Consider the following 15,007-nt stretch of genomic DNA (forward strand, 5'->3'; position numbering starts at 1 on the left):
CCGGCATGACCCAGCAGCGCATCCTCATCATCCTTCTGAATTTCCGCACGCCGGAGATGACCCTGCAATCCGCCGAGGCGGCGCTGCGCGAGCTGGAGGACCTGCCGGGTGAGCTGCTGATAATCGACAACGGCTCTGGCGACGGCTCCTATGACCGGATCCGGGCAGCGGCAGAAACCCGCGGCTGGCTGGACAGCAACCGGGTGCGGGTGATCGCCTCGCCGGTGAACGGCGGCTTTGGCGCCGGCATGAACATCGGCCTAAACACCGGCCTGGCCGACGGCACCGCGCCGGAGTTCTACTACCTCCTGAACTCCGACGCCTTTGTGCAGGGCAGCACCATCCGCACCCTGCGCGACTTCCTGCTGGAACATCCCGGCGCCGGGCTGGCAGGGTCGTATGTGCGCGGCACGGACGGGGCGCCGCACCGCACCGCCTTCCGCTTTCCCTCCGTCGCGGGCGAGTTCGAAGCCAGCGTGCGCACCGGCATCTTCACCCGGCTGCTGAAGCCCTGGGTGGTCGCCATGGAGATGCCGCAGGCAGAGGTGCAGGTCGACTGGACCGCCGGCGCCAGCCTGATGATCCGCCGCGAGGCGGTCGAGGCCGTGGGCGGCTTTGACGAGACCTTTTTCCTCTATTTCGAGGAAACCGACCTTTGCCGCCGCGCCGCCCGCGCGGGCTGGCGCACCCATTACGTGCCCGCCAGCGAAGTGGCGCATATCGGTTCCGCCTCCACCGGCATGAAGGGCTGGCAGCGCACGCCCGGCTACTGGTTCGACTCGCGCCTGCATTACTTCGTCAAGAACCATGGCCGCGCCTATGCCGCCGCTGCCACGCTGGCCCGCATCAGCGGCAGCCTGCTTTACGGCCTGCGCCGCCTGATCCAGAACAAGCCGCAGGCTGATCCGCCGCATTTCCTGCGCGATCTCTGCCTGCACAGCCTGCGCGCACTTTTTGCGCCGCGCCGCTCACCCTCTACGGAAACGCGCCTCCCTTCTCCGCTTGCAAAGGAGCAGAAATGACCGCATTCACCTGTGCCCTGATCGGCAATGAATCCCTTCTGATCGGCTGCGCCGATGCGCTGCTGGCCCGCGGCCACCAGATCCGGGCGGTGGTATCGCAGGATGAGGACATCCGCGCCTGGGCCGCGGACAAGGGGCTGGCATTGCTGGACAACCAGCGCGCACTGTCCGGTGGCTTCGACTGGCTGCTGTCCATCGCCAACCTTTCAGTGATCCCGGATGAGGTGCTAGCGCAGGCTGCCAAGGGCGCGGTCAACTTTCACGACGGCCCGCTGCCCGCCTATGCGGGCCTCAACACCCCGAACTGGGCTCTGATCAACGGCGAGGCGCAGCACGGCATCACCTGGCATCTGATCGAAGGCGGCGTGGATGAGGGCGATATCCTGGCGCAGCGGCTGTTTGACGTGGCAGCGGACGAGACCGCTTTCAGCCTCAACTCGAAATGCTACGCCGCGGCGATGGACAGCTTTGGCGAGGTCATCACCCAGCTGGAAACCGGGGAACTGAACCGGGAAAGGCAGGACCTGAGCCAACGCCGATACTTCGGGAAATCCGACCGCCCGGCGGCGGGCGGAATGCTGGACTTCACCCGCCCAGCGGCAGAGCTGGCCCGGCTGGTGCGGGCGCTTGATACCGGCGGCTACTGGAACCCGCTTTGCGCCGCCAAGCTGCGCATTGGCGGGACCGTGGTGCTGGCCGGCGGTGCGGAAATTGCCGCGGGCAGCGGCACCCCCGGCACCGTGCTGGACGCGGCCCTCGACAGGCTGACTGTTGCCACAGCGGACGGCGCCCTCACCCTGTCGCGCCTGACCTCGCCTTCGGGCCAGCCGCTGGACATATCCACTCTGGCCAAAGCCGGAGACAAGGTTCCCTCCCTGACCGCAGCTGAGGCGGAGAAACTCACCGCCCGCCTCGCTGCGGTTCAAGGAGGCGAAAGCCATTGGCGCCAGCGGCTTGCCGCGATGCAGCCGGTGCAGGTGCCGCTCTCCGCCAGTACAGGCGGCAACGGGATCATCCGCCGGGACATCGCCTTGCCTGCCGGTCTGAGCGAAGAGCAAGCGGCAGCAGCTGCCGTCGCCTTCGCCCTGCTCAGCAGCGGCGCGGAGGCCGGCGATGTAGCGCTGTCGGTGGCAGGGACGGAGGGCCTGCCCGGCCTGATCTCCTCCTGGGTGCCCTTGCAGGCGCGGCGGCAGGACAGCGTCGCCGAACTGGTGGAATGCACTGCGCAAGGCATTGCCAAGGCACGGAAATACGGCGGTTTTGCCGAGGATCTGGCGGCCCGCGCACCAGAGATTTCGGCGCAGCCCATGCCCGGAATCGGCCTGATGCTGGGGTGCGATGCGGCGGTTGATGGCTGCACCGCCACGGTGTCCCTGACCAATGGCGCCATTGCGCTGCACTGTGACGCGGCTGCCCTGACACCTGACGCCGCTGCCCTGCTCGCCGCCCGGCTGGAGCTGGTGCTGACTGCCATTGAAGAGGACAGCAGCCGCCCGGTTGCGGAACTGCCGATTCTGCCCGCGGCAGAGCGTAAACTGCTGCTGGAGGACTGGAACCAGACCGCAACGGACTATCCCGCAGACCTGACCATCCACGCGGCGTTTGAAGCGCAGGCTGCCCGGACTCCGGACGCCACCGCGCTGGTGTTCGAGAGCCAGAGTTTCACCTACGGCGAGGTGAACGCCCGCGCCAACGGAGTTGCCGCGCGCCTGCGTGAAATGAACGTAAAACCGGGCGTGCATGTGGGCATCCACATCCGCCGCGCACCGGAGCTGGTGTTTGCGGCGCTTGGGGTGATGAAGGCCGGCGGCGCCTATGTGCCGCTCGATCCCGCCTACCCGGCCGACCGCATCGCGCATTACATCACCGACAGCGAGGCGCAGGTGATCGTGACCCAGGGCGCGCTGGCCGCCAGCCTACCTGCCTCAGACGCGCAGGTGCTGGACATTGCAACAGTCCCCGCGGGGACAGCCAGGGAAAACACCGATGGCGGCGCCACCGGCAGCGATCTGGCCTATCTGATCTACACTTCCGGCTCCACCGGCCTGCCCAAGGGGGTGATGGTCACCCACGCCAATGTCGCGAACTTCTTCACCGGCATGGACCAGCGCATCCCGCACCAGCCCGGTGATGCCTGGCTGGCGGTGACCAGCCTCAGCTTCGACATCTCGGTGCTGGAGCTGTTCTGGACGCTCACGCGCGGGTTCAAACTGGTGCTGTCGAGCGACGAAAGCCGGCTGGAGCTGTCCAAGGGGCCGGTTGCCTTCAGCTCCCGCAAGATGGATTTCAACCTGTTCTACTGGGGCAATGACGACGGGCCGGGGCCGCGGAAATACCACCTGCTGCTGGAAGGCGCCAAGTTTGCCGATAGCCACGGGTTCAACGCCGTCTGGACGCCGGAACGGCACTTTCATGCGTTTGGCGGGCCTTACCCGAACCCGTCCGTCACCGGCGCCGCGGTTGCTGCGGTGACGCAGAACATCGGGGTGCGCTCCGGCTCCTGCGTGGCGCCGCTGCACCATCCGGCGCGGATTGCCGAGGAATGGGCGGTAATCGACAACCTGACCGCGGGGCGTGCCGGCATCGGCTTTGCCTCCGGCTGGCAGCCGGATGATTTCATCCTGCGCCCCGAAAACACCCCGCCTGCCAACAAGCCCGCGATGTTCGAGGCCATCGAAACCGTGCGCAAGCTGTGGCGCGGCGAGGAAGTGGCCTTCCCCCGCAAGGACGGCGGCGAACACGCCGTGATCACCCAGCCACGCCCGGTTTCGCAGGAGTTGCCCGTCTGGGTCACCACCGCGGGCAACCCGGAGACCTGGCGCGAGGCCGGACAGATCGGGGCCAATGTGCTGACCCACCTCCTGGGCCAGAGCATCGAGGAGGTTGCTGGCAAGATCCGCATCTACCACGACGCCCTGCGCGAGGCAGGCCATGACCCGGCGGACTTCAAGGTCACGTTGATGCTGCACACCTATCTGGCAGGCACCCGCGGCGAAGCCCGCCGGGTGGCGCGGGAGCCTATGAAGGATTACCTGCGCTCCGCCGCCGGGCTGATCAAGCAATACGCCTGGGCCTTCCCTGCCTTCAAGAAACCCGAGGGCGTGAACAATCCGTTCGAGATGGATCTGGGGATGCTGTCGGAGGAGGAGCTGGAAGCAATCCTCGACTTCGCGTTCGAGCGCTACTTCGAGGACTCCGGGTTGTTCGGCACCATCCAGGACGCCTGCCAGCGGGTGGAGCAGCTAAAGCGCATCGGCGTCGATGAGATCGCCTGCCTGATCGACTACGGCATCGCACCAGGGGTGGTGCTGGAAGGGCTGAAGCCGCTGGCCGAGGTGCTGCGCCTGTCGAACGCGCCGCAGGAGCTGGCGGCGGATGACTTCTCCTTGGCGGCGCAGATCGTGCGGCATGGGGTCAGCCACATGCAGTGCACGCCGTCGATGGCGCGGATGATTGCCGCGGACCCGGATGCCAGCGCCTGCTTGGGCCGGCTGCAGCATCTGCTGGTGGGCGGCGAAGCGCTGCCGGGTGATCTGGTGCAGGCGCTGCGCGAGGCCACACGGGCGGAGATCCACAACATGTACGGGCCGACCGAGACGACGATCTGGTCGACGGTGGAGAAAATCAGCGCCGTCCCTGCGGGGACAGCCGGAATCGGCACGCCGGTTGCCAACACGCAGGTCTACGTGCTGGACGAAAATCAATCGCCTGTGCCTGCAGGGACACCCGGCGAATTGTACATCGGCGGCGCGGGCGTCACGGCGGGCTACTGGCAGCGGCCGGAGCTGACCTCTGAACGCTTTGTAAACGCAGCGTTCGCTGCAACGCCCCTTTACCGCACCGGCGATTTGGCACGCTGGACGGCGGATGGCAGCCTCGCCTTCCTGGGCCGCACCGACCACCAGGTGAAAATCCGCGGCCAGCGGATCGAGCTGGGCGAGATCGAGGCGGCGCTGGCGGCGCAGCCCGGCGTGACCGGAGCCGTGGCGGTGCCGCGCGGCGAAACTGGTGCAGAGCAGCTGGTTGCCTATATCATCGCCTCAACGCCGGTCTCCGGGGAGGGCCTGAAGCAGGCTCTCGCCGCGAAGCTGGCCGAGGTCATGGTGCCCGCGCATATCGTCACCCTGGATGCTTTCCCGCTGACACCGAACAAGAAGATCGACCGCAAGGCACTGCCGGACCCGCAGCCGGAACGGGCTGAACCCGCCCCGGCGGTGGCGCTGGACGCGGGCGCGCAGGCAAAGATCGCCACGGTCTGGAGCCGCATCCTGGGGGTCAGCGGCATCGGGGCGCAGGACAATTTCTTTGCCCTTGGCGGCCACTCGCTGCTGGCGGTGCAGGCGCACCGGGAATTGCGCACGGAACTGGGCACCGCAACCCTGTCGATCACCGACATCTTTCGCTTTCCAACCCTTGCCGGGCTTGCCGCCCACATCGAGGGACTTGCAGGCACCCCGGCAAATACGGAAGAAATGCCCCAGGACAGCGCAGGGCCTGACCGCGCCGGCACCATGTCGAAACGGCGGGCCATGCGGGCAAACCGCAGGGCAAGGACCGGATGACGGACACCAAAAGCAGACTGGCAGAGCGGCTGGCCCTGGTCCGGCCGCTTTTTGCTGCCGATGTGGCACTGGCCGGGGCGGACCCCTTGGGCACCCCGCCTGCGCCGCTGGCTGAGGAAGCCGCGGGGCTGTCGCCCAACGCGGTTGAGAAACGGCGCAACGAATTTGCCGCCGGCCGCGACGCCGTGCATCAGGCAATGCAGCATCTGGGCGTGCCCCCTGCCCCGGTGCAGGTCGGCAGCGACCGGGCGCCGGTCTGGCCCGCGGGGCTGGTCGGCTCGATCACCCACACCAAGAGCTGCGCGATGGCGGTGCTGGCGCGGACAGGCGCGCTGCAGGGGCTGGGCATCGACGTCGAGGAAGACGTGCCGCTGAAGGACGAGCTGCTGCCGGCAATCTGCTCTGACCGGGAACAGGCCTGGCTGAAACGGCAGGACAATCCGGGGCAGATGGCCAAGGTGATCTTTTCCGCCAAGGAAGCAGCCTACAAAGCCCAGTACACGCTGAGCCGGGCGTTTTACGGATTTGACGGGATGGAGCTGGAGTTTGATCTGGCGGCGGGCGCCTACCAGGCGTTTTTTACCGCCGACCGGCCACCGTTTGCGCGCGGCGAGGCGGTTGGCGGACGCTTTGCGGTTGGCGCGGGCCTGATCATGACCACGGCAGAAATCCGGGGGCGCGGATGATGGCGCGGCGCGGGTTTCTGGCCGCAAGCGCGGCAGCCGCGACGCTGGGGCTGATGGTGTTTGCAACCCGCAGCCGGTCTGTGCCGGTGCCGCCGCCGCTGGCCCCGCCGCAGAGGCCGCTGAAGGTGTTCCACCTTGGCCATTCTCTGGTCGGCCCGGACATGCCGCATATGCTGGCGCAGCTGGCGCCCGCCGGGCACAGCTATAACAGCCAGCTGGGATCAGGCACTTCGCTCAGGGCGCATTGGGAGCCGGGGGAGGACATTCTTGATTTCGCTACGGCCAACAAGGCGCCGGCTTTCCGCGATGCAAGGGAGGCCATCGGTTCCGGTGAATATGATGCGGCAGTGCTGACCGAAATGGTCGAGCTGCGCGATGCGATCAAGTATTTGGATGCGGCCAAATACTTGGAAAAATGGGCGGAGCTGGCACGGCAGGCGTCACCGGACACGCGTCTGTATCTCTACGAGACCTGGCACAGGCTGGATGACCCGGACGGCTGGCTGGAGCGGATTGAAGGTGATCTGGAGGCTCTGTGGACACGCCAGCTGCTGGGGCCGTACAGCCGCCGCAACCCGCAGCAGCCGGTGTATCTGATCCCCGGCGGGCAGGTGCTGGCCGCAGTGGCACGGGCGGCAGAGGCCGGGGAAATCCCGGGGCTGGCTTCACGTGAATCGCTGTTTGCCCGCACACCCGAGGGGGGCCTGGACACCATTCATATCAACGATCTGGGCGCATATGTGATTGCGCTGACCCATTTCGCGGTGCTGTACCAGCGCGCGCCGATGGGCCTGCCGCATCAGCTGAGCCGCGCGGATGGTACCCCGGCTGAGGCGTTCAGCGATGACGCCGCGGCCAGGGTGCAGCAGATCGTCTGGGACACCGTGCGCGCCCTGCCTCGCACCGGGATTGCTGCCGCGGGAGTGCCGGCATGAAGCTGGAGGCGCTGATCACCTCGGTTGTGATGATCGGCCATTCGCTGTTCGGGCATGATAACCCGCAGATGCTGGAGCAGTTGCTGGACGCGCGCGCAGAGACCGCAGTCGAGGCGCAGATCATCAATGGCGCGCCGCTCAGCTACAACTGGCAGCACAGCGGCAGCGCAGAAGGTGTTGATTCACGTGAAAGGCTGCAGCAGGCCGCGGATGCGGTGATCGTGACCGAGGCGATCCCGCTGGCCAACCATCTGAAATGGAGCGGCACGGAACAAGCGGTCACGCAGTTCTACGAGCTGGCGCGCGCGGCCAATCCGGAGGTGCAGTTCTACCTGCAGGAAGCCTGGCACAGCCTGGACAGCGGCACCGGTGCCGCCGTGCCGTTTGACGATGGCGCGGATGTGCCGTGGCGGGTGCGGCTGCAGCAGGACCTGCCGCACTGGCAGGCGGTGGTTGATGACGTGAATGCCGCCGCCGGCGGCACCGTGAAACTGCTGCCCGCGGGCCAGGCGATGGCGCGGCTGGACGATGCGATCCGGGCCGGAACGATGCCGGGGCTTGCCAGCATCCGCGATGTCTTTGCCGATGACATCCATCCCAATGCGACCGGTTTCTACTTCCTGGCCTTGCTGCAATACGCGGTGCTGACAGGCGACAATCCCGCGGGCCTGCCGCACCGGCTGACAGACCGCTGGGGCAAACCCTACCCCGCACCCGCGCCAGAGCTGGCTGCGCGTCTGCAGCAGATCGCCTGGGCCGCTGCCCAAGGGAAGGCCGTGCGAACTGCGGCGCTGCCCGCGGATCCCGGCCCGCTGCCGCAGGATCCTCCGCTGCCCATGCTGAACGCAACAGTGCTGCAGGACGCGCCGGCACCGGCTGCTCCGGCGGCCCGCCAGCCCATCGCCATCAATCTGGCAGCCATTGCCGACTGGAGCACCCAGGCGCCGTTCCTGGATCATTTCAAGACCGCGCGCCCCTGGATCGGCCATCTGCCCGGACAATGGGGCGGCGCGGATCATGGCGATCTATTGGCCGCCGGCTATCTGGACCCGGCGGGCTGGCCCACCGCAATCCCGCCGGAACTGGGCTCTATCGGCACGGTGATCCTGACCGATTTGCCGGAAACGGCGGTATCGCTGAAGGGCCGCTATGTGCTGCGGTACGAGGGCGAGGGCATTGTCGAGGTTCTGGGGCGGGCGGAGAATGTCCGCTATGGCAAGGGCGAGGTGCGGTTCGATTTCACCCCCGGCCCCGGCCCGGTGGAGATCCGCCTCCAGCGGATGGGCCGCGGCGGCGGCTATGTGCGCAACATCACCGTGGTGAAGGAAGAGCATCTGGCCGCCTATGACAGCGGCGCCTTGTTCAATCCGGTTTGGCTGGACCATCTGGACGGTTTTGCCGCGCTGCGGTTCATGGACTGGATGGCCACCAACGACTCCGCCCAGACCGGATGGGAGGACAGGCCGCTGCCGTCTGACTACACTTGGGCGCTGAAGGGAGTTCCGGCGGAAGTGATGCTGGCGCTGGCCAACACCTTGGGCGCCGATCCCTGGTTCACCATGCCGCATATGGCGGATGATACCTATGTCCGGCAATTTGCCCGGCTGGTGGAAGGCGGGCTGGACAAGGCGCTGCGCGCCTATGTGGAATACTCCAACGAGGTCTGGAACTGGCAGTTCCAGCAGGCGGCGTGGGCCGACGCCCAGGCGCAGGCGCGCTGGGGCGGCGACGGGCTGTGGATGCAGTTCTACGGCGGCCGCGCGGCGGAGGTGGCGCAGATCTGGACGGAGGTTTTTGGCGAGGACAGCACACGGCTGGTCCGGGTGGTCTCCTCGCAGACCGGCTGGCTGGGGCTGGAGGAGCAGGTTTTGACAGCGCCCTTGTGGAAAGCAGAGGAGGCCGGGCGGCTGGCGCCTGCCGCCTATTTCGATGCCTATGCGGTGACCGGCTATTTCGGCGGTGTGCTGGGGCTGAAGGAGCGCGCCGGGCAGGTCCGCGCCTGGATCGCCGGCAGCCATGAGCAGGCGCAGGCCGTGGCCGTGGAACGCGGGCTGGCGGGCGCTGCGGCCGCGGAATTTACCGCGCGGCATCAATATGATGCTGCCAGCGCCCAGGCCGGCGCGGAACTGCGCGACGGGCTGATTTCGGGCGACGGCACCGACACGCTGGCGGATCTCTTGGGCCGGGTGCTGCCCTATCACGCCGGGGTTGCACAAAAACACGGGCTGGAGCTGATCATGTACGAAGGCGGCAGCCATGTTGTGGGCATCGGCCCGATGGTGGAGGACGCGGCGCTGACCGCCTTCTTCACCCACTTCAACTACAGTCCCGAGATGGGCGCGCTGTACCGGGAGCTGCTGGCAGGCTGGCAGGCGCTCGGCGGCAGCCTGTTCACCGCCTATGCCGACGTCGGGGCACCCGGGAAATGGGGCAGCTGGGGCGCCTTGCGCACCCTGAGCGACCGGAACCCGCGCTGGGATGCGCTGGAGGCGGTGAAATGACCCCGCAAGTCTCCGTCCTGATCCCGGCCCATGATGAGGCGAGCTATATCGAAGGATGCCTGCAGGCGGTCTTTGCCTCGGACCCGCTGCCCGCGGGCATGACGGCAGAGGTGCTGGTGCTGGCCAATGGCTGCACCGATGCCACCGCGGCGCTGGCCCGTGCTGCTTTGCCGCCCGCAGGCTGGGACCTCCAGGTGCTGGAACTGCCAGAGGGCGGCAAACTGGGCGCGCTGAATGCCGGCGATACGGCGGCGCGCGGTGATATCCTGATCTATCTGGACGCCGATGTCCGGGTCTCGCCTGAGCTGATCCCGCAACTTGCCGCGGCGTTGTCCCTGGGCGCCCCCCTCTATGCCAGCGGCCGCCCGCAGGTGGCCCCGGCTCTCAGCGCGGTGACCCGGGCCTATGCGCGGCTGTGGGTGCGGCTGCCGTTCTTCTCCAGCGGGGTGCCGGGGTTTGGCATCTTTGCGATGACCCGCGCCGGGCGGCAGCGCTGGGGGGAGTGGCCGGACATCATTGCCGACGACATCTTTGCCCGGCTGAACTTTGCCCCGCAGGAGCGGGTGCAGGTGGCGGCGCCATACAGCTGGCCGATGGTGGAGGGCTTCCGCAATCTTGTGAAAGTGCGGCGGCGGCAGAATGCCGGTGTGGCGGAAGTGGCCGCCAGATACCCGGAGCTGCTGAGAAACGAGGACACGCCGCGGGCCGGCGGTGGCACGGCGCTGCGCCTGCTGCTGCGCGATCCGGGCGGGCTCCTGACCTACGGCGCGGTTGCGCTGGCGGTGAAAACCCCGCTGTTTGCCTCCCGCACCCGCTGGACCCGCGGCCGCTGACAGCCCACTGGCCGAAACGCTCCCGCGCCCGCAGGATGCCCTAGCTGCGCCAGAACACCCTTGGCGGCCTTGGGCTAGGCTCAGCGGGAGCGGAGCGTCTGCTGATGCACCGGCGGCGGGCGGGAGTGCCGCGGCTGCTACCCGGAAATGGCCTGGCGGACATGCGCGGCCAGCCGCGCCGCCTCCTTGGCGCTGTCGTGGCGCTCCAGCACCCGGGCGCGGCCGGCCTGCCCCATCTCGGCCCGTTGATCCGGAGGGGTTTTCGCCAGCTGCAGAACCGCCTCTGCCAGCGCCGCCTCATCCCCCGCAGGCACCAGCCAGCCGGTCTGACCCGGCACCACCAGCTCCGGCGTGCCGGCGATATAGGTCGCGATCACCGGGCGGGCAGCGGCCATCGCCTCCATCACCACCATCGGCAGGCCCTCGGCAAAGGAGGGCATCACCAGCGCATGGGCGCGGGCCAGTTCCCGTCGCACGCCGTCCTCTGCCAGCCAGCCGGTGAGGGTGATGTTCTGCTGCAGCCCGTGATCAGCGATCGCGGCTTCCAGGTCCGGGCGCATCCCGCCGTCGCCGATCAGCGCCAGATGCACATCCGGGATTTTCTCCACCAGCTGCGCCATGGCGCGGACCAGCACCATCTGGCCCTTCTGCTCAACAAACCGCCCGATGGCGGCCAGCCGCAGCGCCCCGGCTGGCAGCGGCGCGGGGTCCGCGAAACGCTCCGGCTCGATGCCGCAATGCACCACCTTCAGGCTGTCCCATTTGCCAAAAGGCGCCCAGCGGCTCAGCTGGCTTTTGCCGAAACTGCTGACCGCCACGGTGAAGGTGGCGCGGCTGATCTTCTCGCCCAGCGACAGCGCAAGGGGCGCGTCGAATTCTTCCGGGCCGTGCACGGTGAAACTGTAGGCGGGGCCGCCCAGCACATGCGCCAGCATCGCCACCGCCGCGGAGTTGGTGCCGAAATGCGCGTGCATGTGCTGCACGCCTTCCGCCGCGCAGCGCTGTTTCACATGGGCCGCTTCACCCAGATAGATGAGGTGACGCAGCACCCCCTTGTCCGAGGCGCGTGCCAGTTGATACGCCAGCTCCAGCGCCTTTGAAAAACGGCGCGGTGCCACCAAGGCCTCCTGCACCAGCGCCGCCAGAAGGCGGCCCGGACCAGCCTTCAGCACATATTCCGTGCGCGCGACCTCTGCCTGATCGCCGGGGTCGGCCAGCGCGGTATCAGAGGGCCGCATTGCCAGGCGCAGGATCTCCACCCCCTGATGCTCCAGCGCCTGCAGCTCGCGGCGGATGAAGCTGTGCGAGGGCTGCGGATAGGTGTTCAGGACATAAGCGATTTTCAACGCAGAGAATTCCCGGCAAAGGCATGTATCCGCGGCAGGTTAGCGGCGGTTTGGCGGCTTGCCCAGCGCCCGGCACCGCTTGTCCCGCAGGCGTGGATAATGCGGCACAGGCGTCGGGATTGTTGAGGGATTTCTGCGGCTTGCGCAGCCTGGCACCGCCGCGGGCGCCCGTGCAATTGACGCCCCTGCCCGGCCCGCCTAGCCTGCGGCACCGGAGTTTTGGGGAATTGCGCGGACATGCAGCGGGTTGCTTCGCTCTTTGCCGGACAGGGGATGGTGGCGCGGGTGCTGCGCTCAGCCTCCTGGCTGATGATCGGATATGGCGGCAGCCAGGCCCTGCGGCTGGCCTCCAACCTGATCCTGACGCGTATCCTGTTCCCCGAGGCCTTTGGCCTGATGGCGCTGGTCACGGTGGTGACGGTGGGGCTATCGCTGTTTTCGGACGTGGGCATCGGGCCGTCAATCGCGCAGAACAGGCGCGGCGACGATCCGGCGTTCCTGGACACCGCCTGGACCATCCAGGTAATCCGCGGCTTTGGCCTGTGGGCGCTGACGGCGCTCCTGGCCTGGCCCGCGGCCGCGTTTTATGGCGCGCCGGAGCTGCTGATCTACCTCCCCATTGCCGGCGCGGGCCTGGCCATTGCCGGCTTCAACCCCACCCGGATCGAAACCGCGCACCGGCATCTGCTGGCAGGGCGGGTCACGGCGCTGGACCTGGCGGGCCAGGCCATCGGGCTGGTGGCGATGATTGTACTGGCGCTGGCCACACAGTCCGTGATCGCGCTGGTGCTGGGCGGGGTCATTCAGGCTGCGGCCAAGCTGGCGCTGTGCCACTACGGCCTGCCGGGGGCGGCCAACCGTTTCCTCTGGGAGAAGGCGGCGGCACGGGAGCTCATCCATTTCGGCAAGTGGATTTTCCTGTCCACCGCCTTCTGGTTCCTGACCTCGCAGGGGGACCGGGCGATTCTGGGCAAGTTCGTGCCGCTGGAGGTGCTGGGGATCTACAATATCGGCTATTTCCTGGCGAGTTTTCCGATGCTCCTGGGCCATGCGGTGAACCAGCGGCTGATGATCCCGGTCTACCGCGACAAGCCCGCACGGGAAGCGCCGGAGAACCTGCGGCGGCAGCGGCAGCTGCGCAGCGTGCTGACGGGCGGCATCCTGGGATTGCTGCTGCTGATGGCCTGGGCCGGGCCGTGGCTGGTGCAGTTCCTTTATGATGACCGGTACCTGCAGGCCGGGCCGATGATCGTGCTGATCGCGCTGGCGCTGGCGCCTGCGGTGATCACCATGACCTATGACCAGGCGGCGCTGGCGGCAGGCGACAGCCGCGGCTTCTTTGTTTTTTCCGCCGCGCGGGCCTGCCTGCAGACGGGGCTGTTCTTGGGCGGCGTGGCCTGGTTCGGCTTGGCAGGCGGCATTGCGGCGCTGGGGCTGGCTATGCTGGCGGCCTATCCGGTGCTGGTGCGGCTGGCGCGCAGGCATCACGTCTGGGACCCGCTGCATGATGCGGGTTATGCGCTGCTGGCCGTCATTGCAGGCGGCGCGGCGCTGAGCTGGCATTGGACGGAGGCCGCTGCGATGGCGGCGGCGCTGAATGCGCACTGAGCACACCATTATTCGCCAATCAGCTCAGGCAGCGCCGCGGATTAAGTCAAGTCGTTGAGTGTTCGCCCAGGCGGGAGCGGAACGCGCCCGCCTGGGCAAACGCGTGCCTGCCACTGGCGCGGCAGGCGGTTTACAGAGGTGTAGCCGGGAGCAGGTAGCGCTGCTCAGGCCTTGCGCCGGAACAATCCGATCACCCCGCGGCGCGGCGGGCGGGTTTCCATCACCGGGATCGAGACCACCGGCACCAGGCCAGTTTCCCGCTCCATCTGCGCGGCGGTGCGCAGCACCGGGTGGCGCAGTTCCTGCAAAAAGGCGGCCAGCAGCGCCAGAAAAACACTGGCGGCAGCCCCCATCAGCGCCTTGGTTTTGCGGGCACCGGTCACCGGGTAGTCCGGCAGCGGCGCCGGTTCGATCACTGTCAGCCGCTCTGCCTGATGGCTGGTCTCAAGCCGGAAGCCGACCTCGGCCTCGTTGCGGCGGGCAGTCATCTGCGCCAATTCCCCCTGCAGCTGCTCCAGCCGCCGGTCATAGGCGCCCAGCTGACGCTCCACCTCCGGGGTTGTTTGCAAGGAGGCCTCGAGCCCGGCCTTGCGCTGCGTCAGCAGCGCCTCCTGCGCGTCCAGGGTGGCAAGACGCTGCTCCGCCTCCTCCTGCAAGCGGCGGGCGGTGGCAGGACGCTCTGTTGCCTGGGCCTGGTCGGCAGCGCGGCGGATCTCGATCCGCTCGCGGGCGATTTCCAGCAGGCCTTCGTTCATCGCGGCGATTTCAGCCCGGCGGAATTCGATGGTGCCCGGCAAAGTCACGTCATTTGCGTTTCGGTAGGCCGCGATCTCATCCTCCAGCGCCGCGACCTGATCCGCCAGGGCGGCCTCTTTCTCCGCAAAGAAGCTGAGGGTCTCGCGGGCCTGGTCGATGCGGGTGGCAATGCTGAGCTTGATGGTGCGGCGGCCGAATTCGCTGGCGACCTGCTGCGCCTGTTCCGCCGTGGGCATCCGGGCGGTGATGGTCAGCACCGAGATGGTACCGTCGTCGGCAAAGCCTTCGCGGGCAGCGGCAACACCGGTGATCTGCACCGCGGTCCGCAGTTGCACCACCTTCTGCAATTCGGTCAGCGACTCCTGATCGGCATAGAGGCCGAATTTCCCGATGATTTCCAGCAGGGTTCCCCGCGCCATGAGGCGCTGTTCAATCAACTGCATGCGGCGGGCAGAGGAGCCTTCGACGGTGGATTTGGCCAGCTCACCGGCAATCTGCGGCTGGGTGATCTGCAGCACTTCGGCGGTTTCGTATTCATGCTGCTGGCTGGCGGCGAACCACAGCGACACCAGGCAGCCAATCACAAACACGCAGGCAATGGTGAACAGCCTGCGCCGCACCATGTCGAGAAAATCGCCCAGCGTGTAAATCGGCCCCATCTGCCTGCTCTCAACCCGCCGGTCTGCCCGGCCTTTTCCATTGCCTGCCGGCCGCACTGGGGCCGACGCCCGTTTTTTCCATAGCAACCGGGCGAAACT

At 67.5% G+C, this 15,007-nt stretch carries 9 protein-coding genes; 7 read left to right on the forward strand and 2 right to left on the reverse strand.

All coding sequences use genetic code 11. The annotated features are described in order from the left end of the window. Positions 1-5: 5 nt before the first annotated feature. The 6 genes from KUW17_RS21165 to KUW17_RS21190 are packed head-to-tail and all read left to right on the forward strand — an operon-like array spanning position 6 to position 10,539. Positions 6-1,022: a glycosyltransferase family 2 protein gene (locus KUW17_RS21165; protein WP_222482298.1), complete on the forward strand. Its 1,017-nt coding sequence runs from the start codon at positions 6-8 to the stop codon at positions 1,020-1,022. Then, positions 1,019-5,584: a MupA/Atu3671 family FMN-dependent luciferase-like monooxygenase gene (locus KUW17_RS21170; protein ID WP_222482299.1), complete on the forward strand. Its 4,566-nt coding sequence runs from the start codon at positions 1,019-1,021 to the stop codon at positions 5,582-5,584. The genes KUW17_RS21165 and KUW17_RS21170 overlap by 4 nt, the downstream gene beginning before the upstream one ends. After that, entirely contained in the window at positions 5,581-6,270 is a 690-nt protein-coding gene (locus tag KUW17_RS21175) for a 4'-phosphopantetheinyl transferase (protein WP_222482300.1), read from the forward strand. Before KUW17_RS21170 ends, KUW17_RS21175 begins: the two co-directional genes overlap by 4 nt. Beyond that, a complete protein-coding gene (locus tag KUW17_RS21180; protein ID WP_409996789.1) occupies positions 6,267-7,205 on the forward strand; it encodes a hypothetical protein in 939 nt (312 codons plus the stop codon). Before KUW17_RS21175 ends, KUW17_RS21180 begins: the two co-directional genes overlap by 4 nt. Further along, complete coding sequence (locus KUW17_RS21185) at positions 7,202-9,706, forward strand: hypothetical protein (protein ID WP_222482301.1); 2,505 nt, start codon at positions 7,202-7,204, stop codon at positions 9,704-9,706. The genes KUW17_RS21180 and KUW17_RS21185 overlap by 4 nt, the downstream gene beginning before the upstream one ends. Beyond that, complete coding sequence (locus tag KUW17_RS21190) at positions 9,703-10,539, forward strand: glycosyltransferase (RefSeq protein ID WP_222482302.1); 837 nt, start codon at positions 9,703-9,705, stop codon at positions 10,537-10,539. The genes KUW17_RS21185 and KUW17_RS21190 overlap by 4 nt, the downstream gene beginning before the upstream one ends. A 137-nt stretch (positions 10,540-10,676) precedes the next feature. On the opposite strand, the gene KUW17_RS21195 is transcribed toward KUW17_RS21190, so the two are convergent. Beyond that, positions 10,677-11,885: a glycosyltransferase gene (locus KUW17_RS21195; protein ID WP_222482303.1), complete on the reverse strand. Its 1,209-nt coding sequence runs from the start codon at positions 11,883-11,885 to the stop codon at positions 10,677-10,679. A 237-nt stretch (positions 11,886-12,122) separates the two neighbouring features. On the opposite strand from KUW17_RS21195, the gene KUW17_RS21200 reads away from it, so the two are divergent. Further along, positions 12,123-13,493 carry an oligosaccharide flippase family protein gene (locus KUW17_RS21200; protein WP_222482304.1) on the forward strand — a complete coding sequence of 457 codons (1,371 nt, stop codon included), beginning with the start codon at positions 12,123-12,125 and terminating at the stop codon, positions 13,491-13,493. 164 nt (positions 13,494-13,657) lie between these two features. On the opposite strand, the gene KUW17_RS21205 is transcribed toward KUW17_RS21200, so the two are convergent. Then, positions 13,658-14,908 carry a DUF874 domain-containing protein gene (locus KUW17_RS21205; RefSeq protein ID WP_222482305.1) on the reverse strand — a complete coding sequence of 417 codons (1,251 nt, stop codon included), beginning with the start codon at positions 14,906-14,908 and terminating at the stop codon, positions 13,658-13,660. Between the last annotated feature and the right edge of the window lie 99 nt (positions 14,909-15,007).

Source organism: Leisingera aquaemixtae (assembly GCF_019801145.1).
Lineage (GTDB): Bacteria > Pseudomonadota > Alphaproteobacteria > Rhodobacterales > Rhodobacteraceae > Leisingera > Leisingera aquaemixtae_A.

What these genes read in the sequence shown, in the direction of transcription:
- KUW17_RS21200 (WP_222482304.1), top strand. Translation starts at nt 12,123, where the DNA reads ATGCAGCGGGTTGCTTCGCTCTTTGCCGGACAGGGGATGGTGGCGCGG.
- KUW17_RS21190 (WP_222482302.1), top strand. Translation starts at nt 9,703, where the DNA reads ATGACCCCGCAAGTCTCCGTCCTGATCCCGGCCCATGATGAGGCGAGC.
- KUW17_RS21175 (WP_222482300.1), top strand. Translation starts at nt 5,581, where the DNA reads ATGACGGACACCAAAAGCAGACTGGCAGAGCGGCTGGCCCTGGTCCGG.
- KUW17_RS21180 (WP_409996789.1), top strand. Translation starts at nt 6,267, where the DNA reads ATGATGGCGCGGCGCGGGTTTCTGGCCGCAAGCGCGGCAGCCGCGACG.
- KUW17_RS21170 (WP_222482299.1), top strand. Translation starts at nt 1,019, where the DNA reads ATGACCGCATTCACCTGTGCCCTGATCGGCAATGAATCCCTTCTGATC.
- KUW17_RS21165 (WP_222482298.1), top strand. Translation starts at nt 6, where the DNA reads ATGACCCAGCAGCGCATCCTCATCATCCTTCTGAATTTCCGCACGCCG.
- KUW17_RS21185 (WP_222482301.1), top strand. Translation starts at nt 7,202, where the DNA reads ATGAAGCTGGAGGCGCTGATCACCTCGGTTGTGATGATCGGCCATTCG.
- KUW17_RS21205 (WP_222482305.1), bottom strand. Translation starts at nt 14,908, where the DNA reads ATGGGGCCGATTTACACGCTGGGCGATTTTCTCGACATGGTGCGGCGC.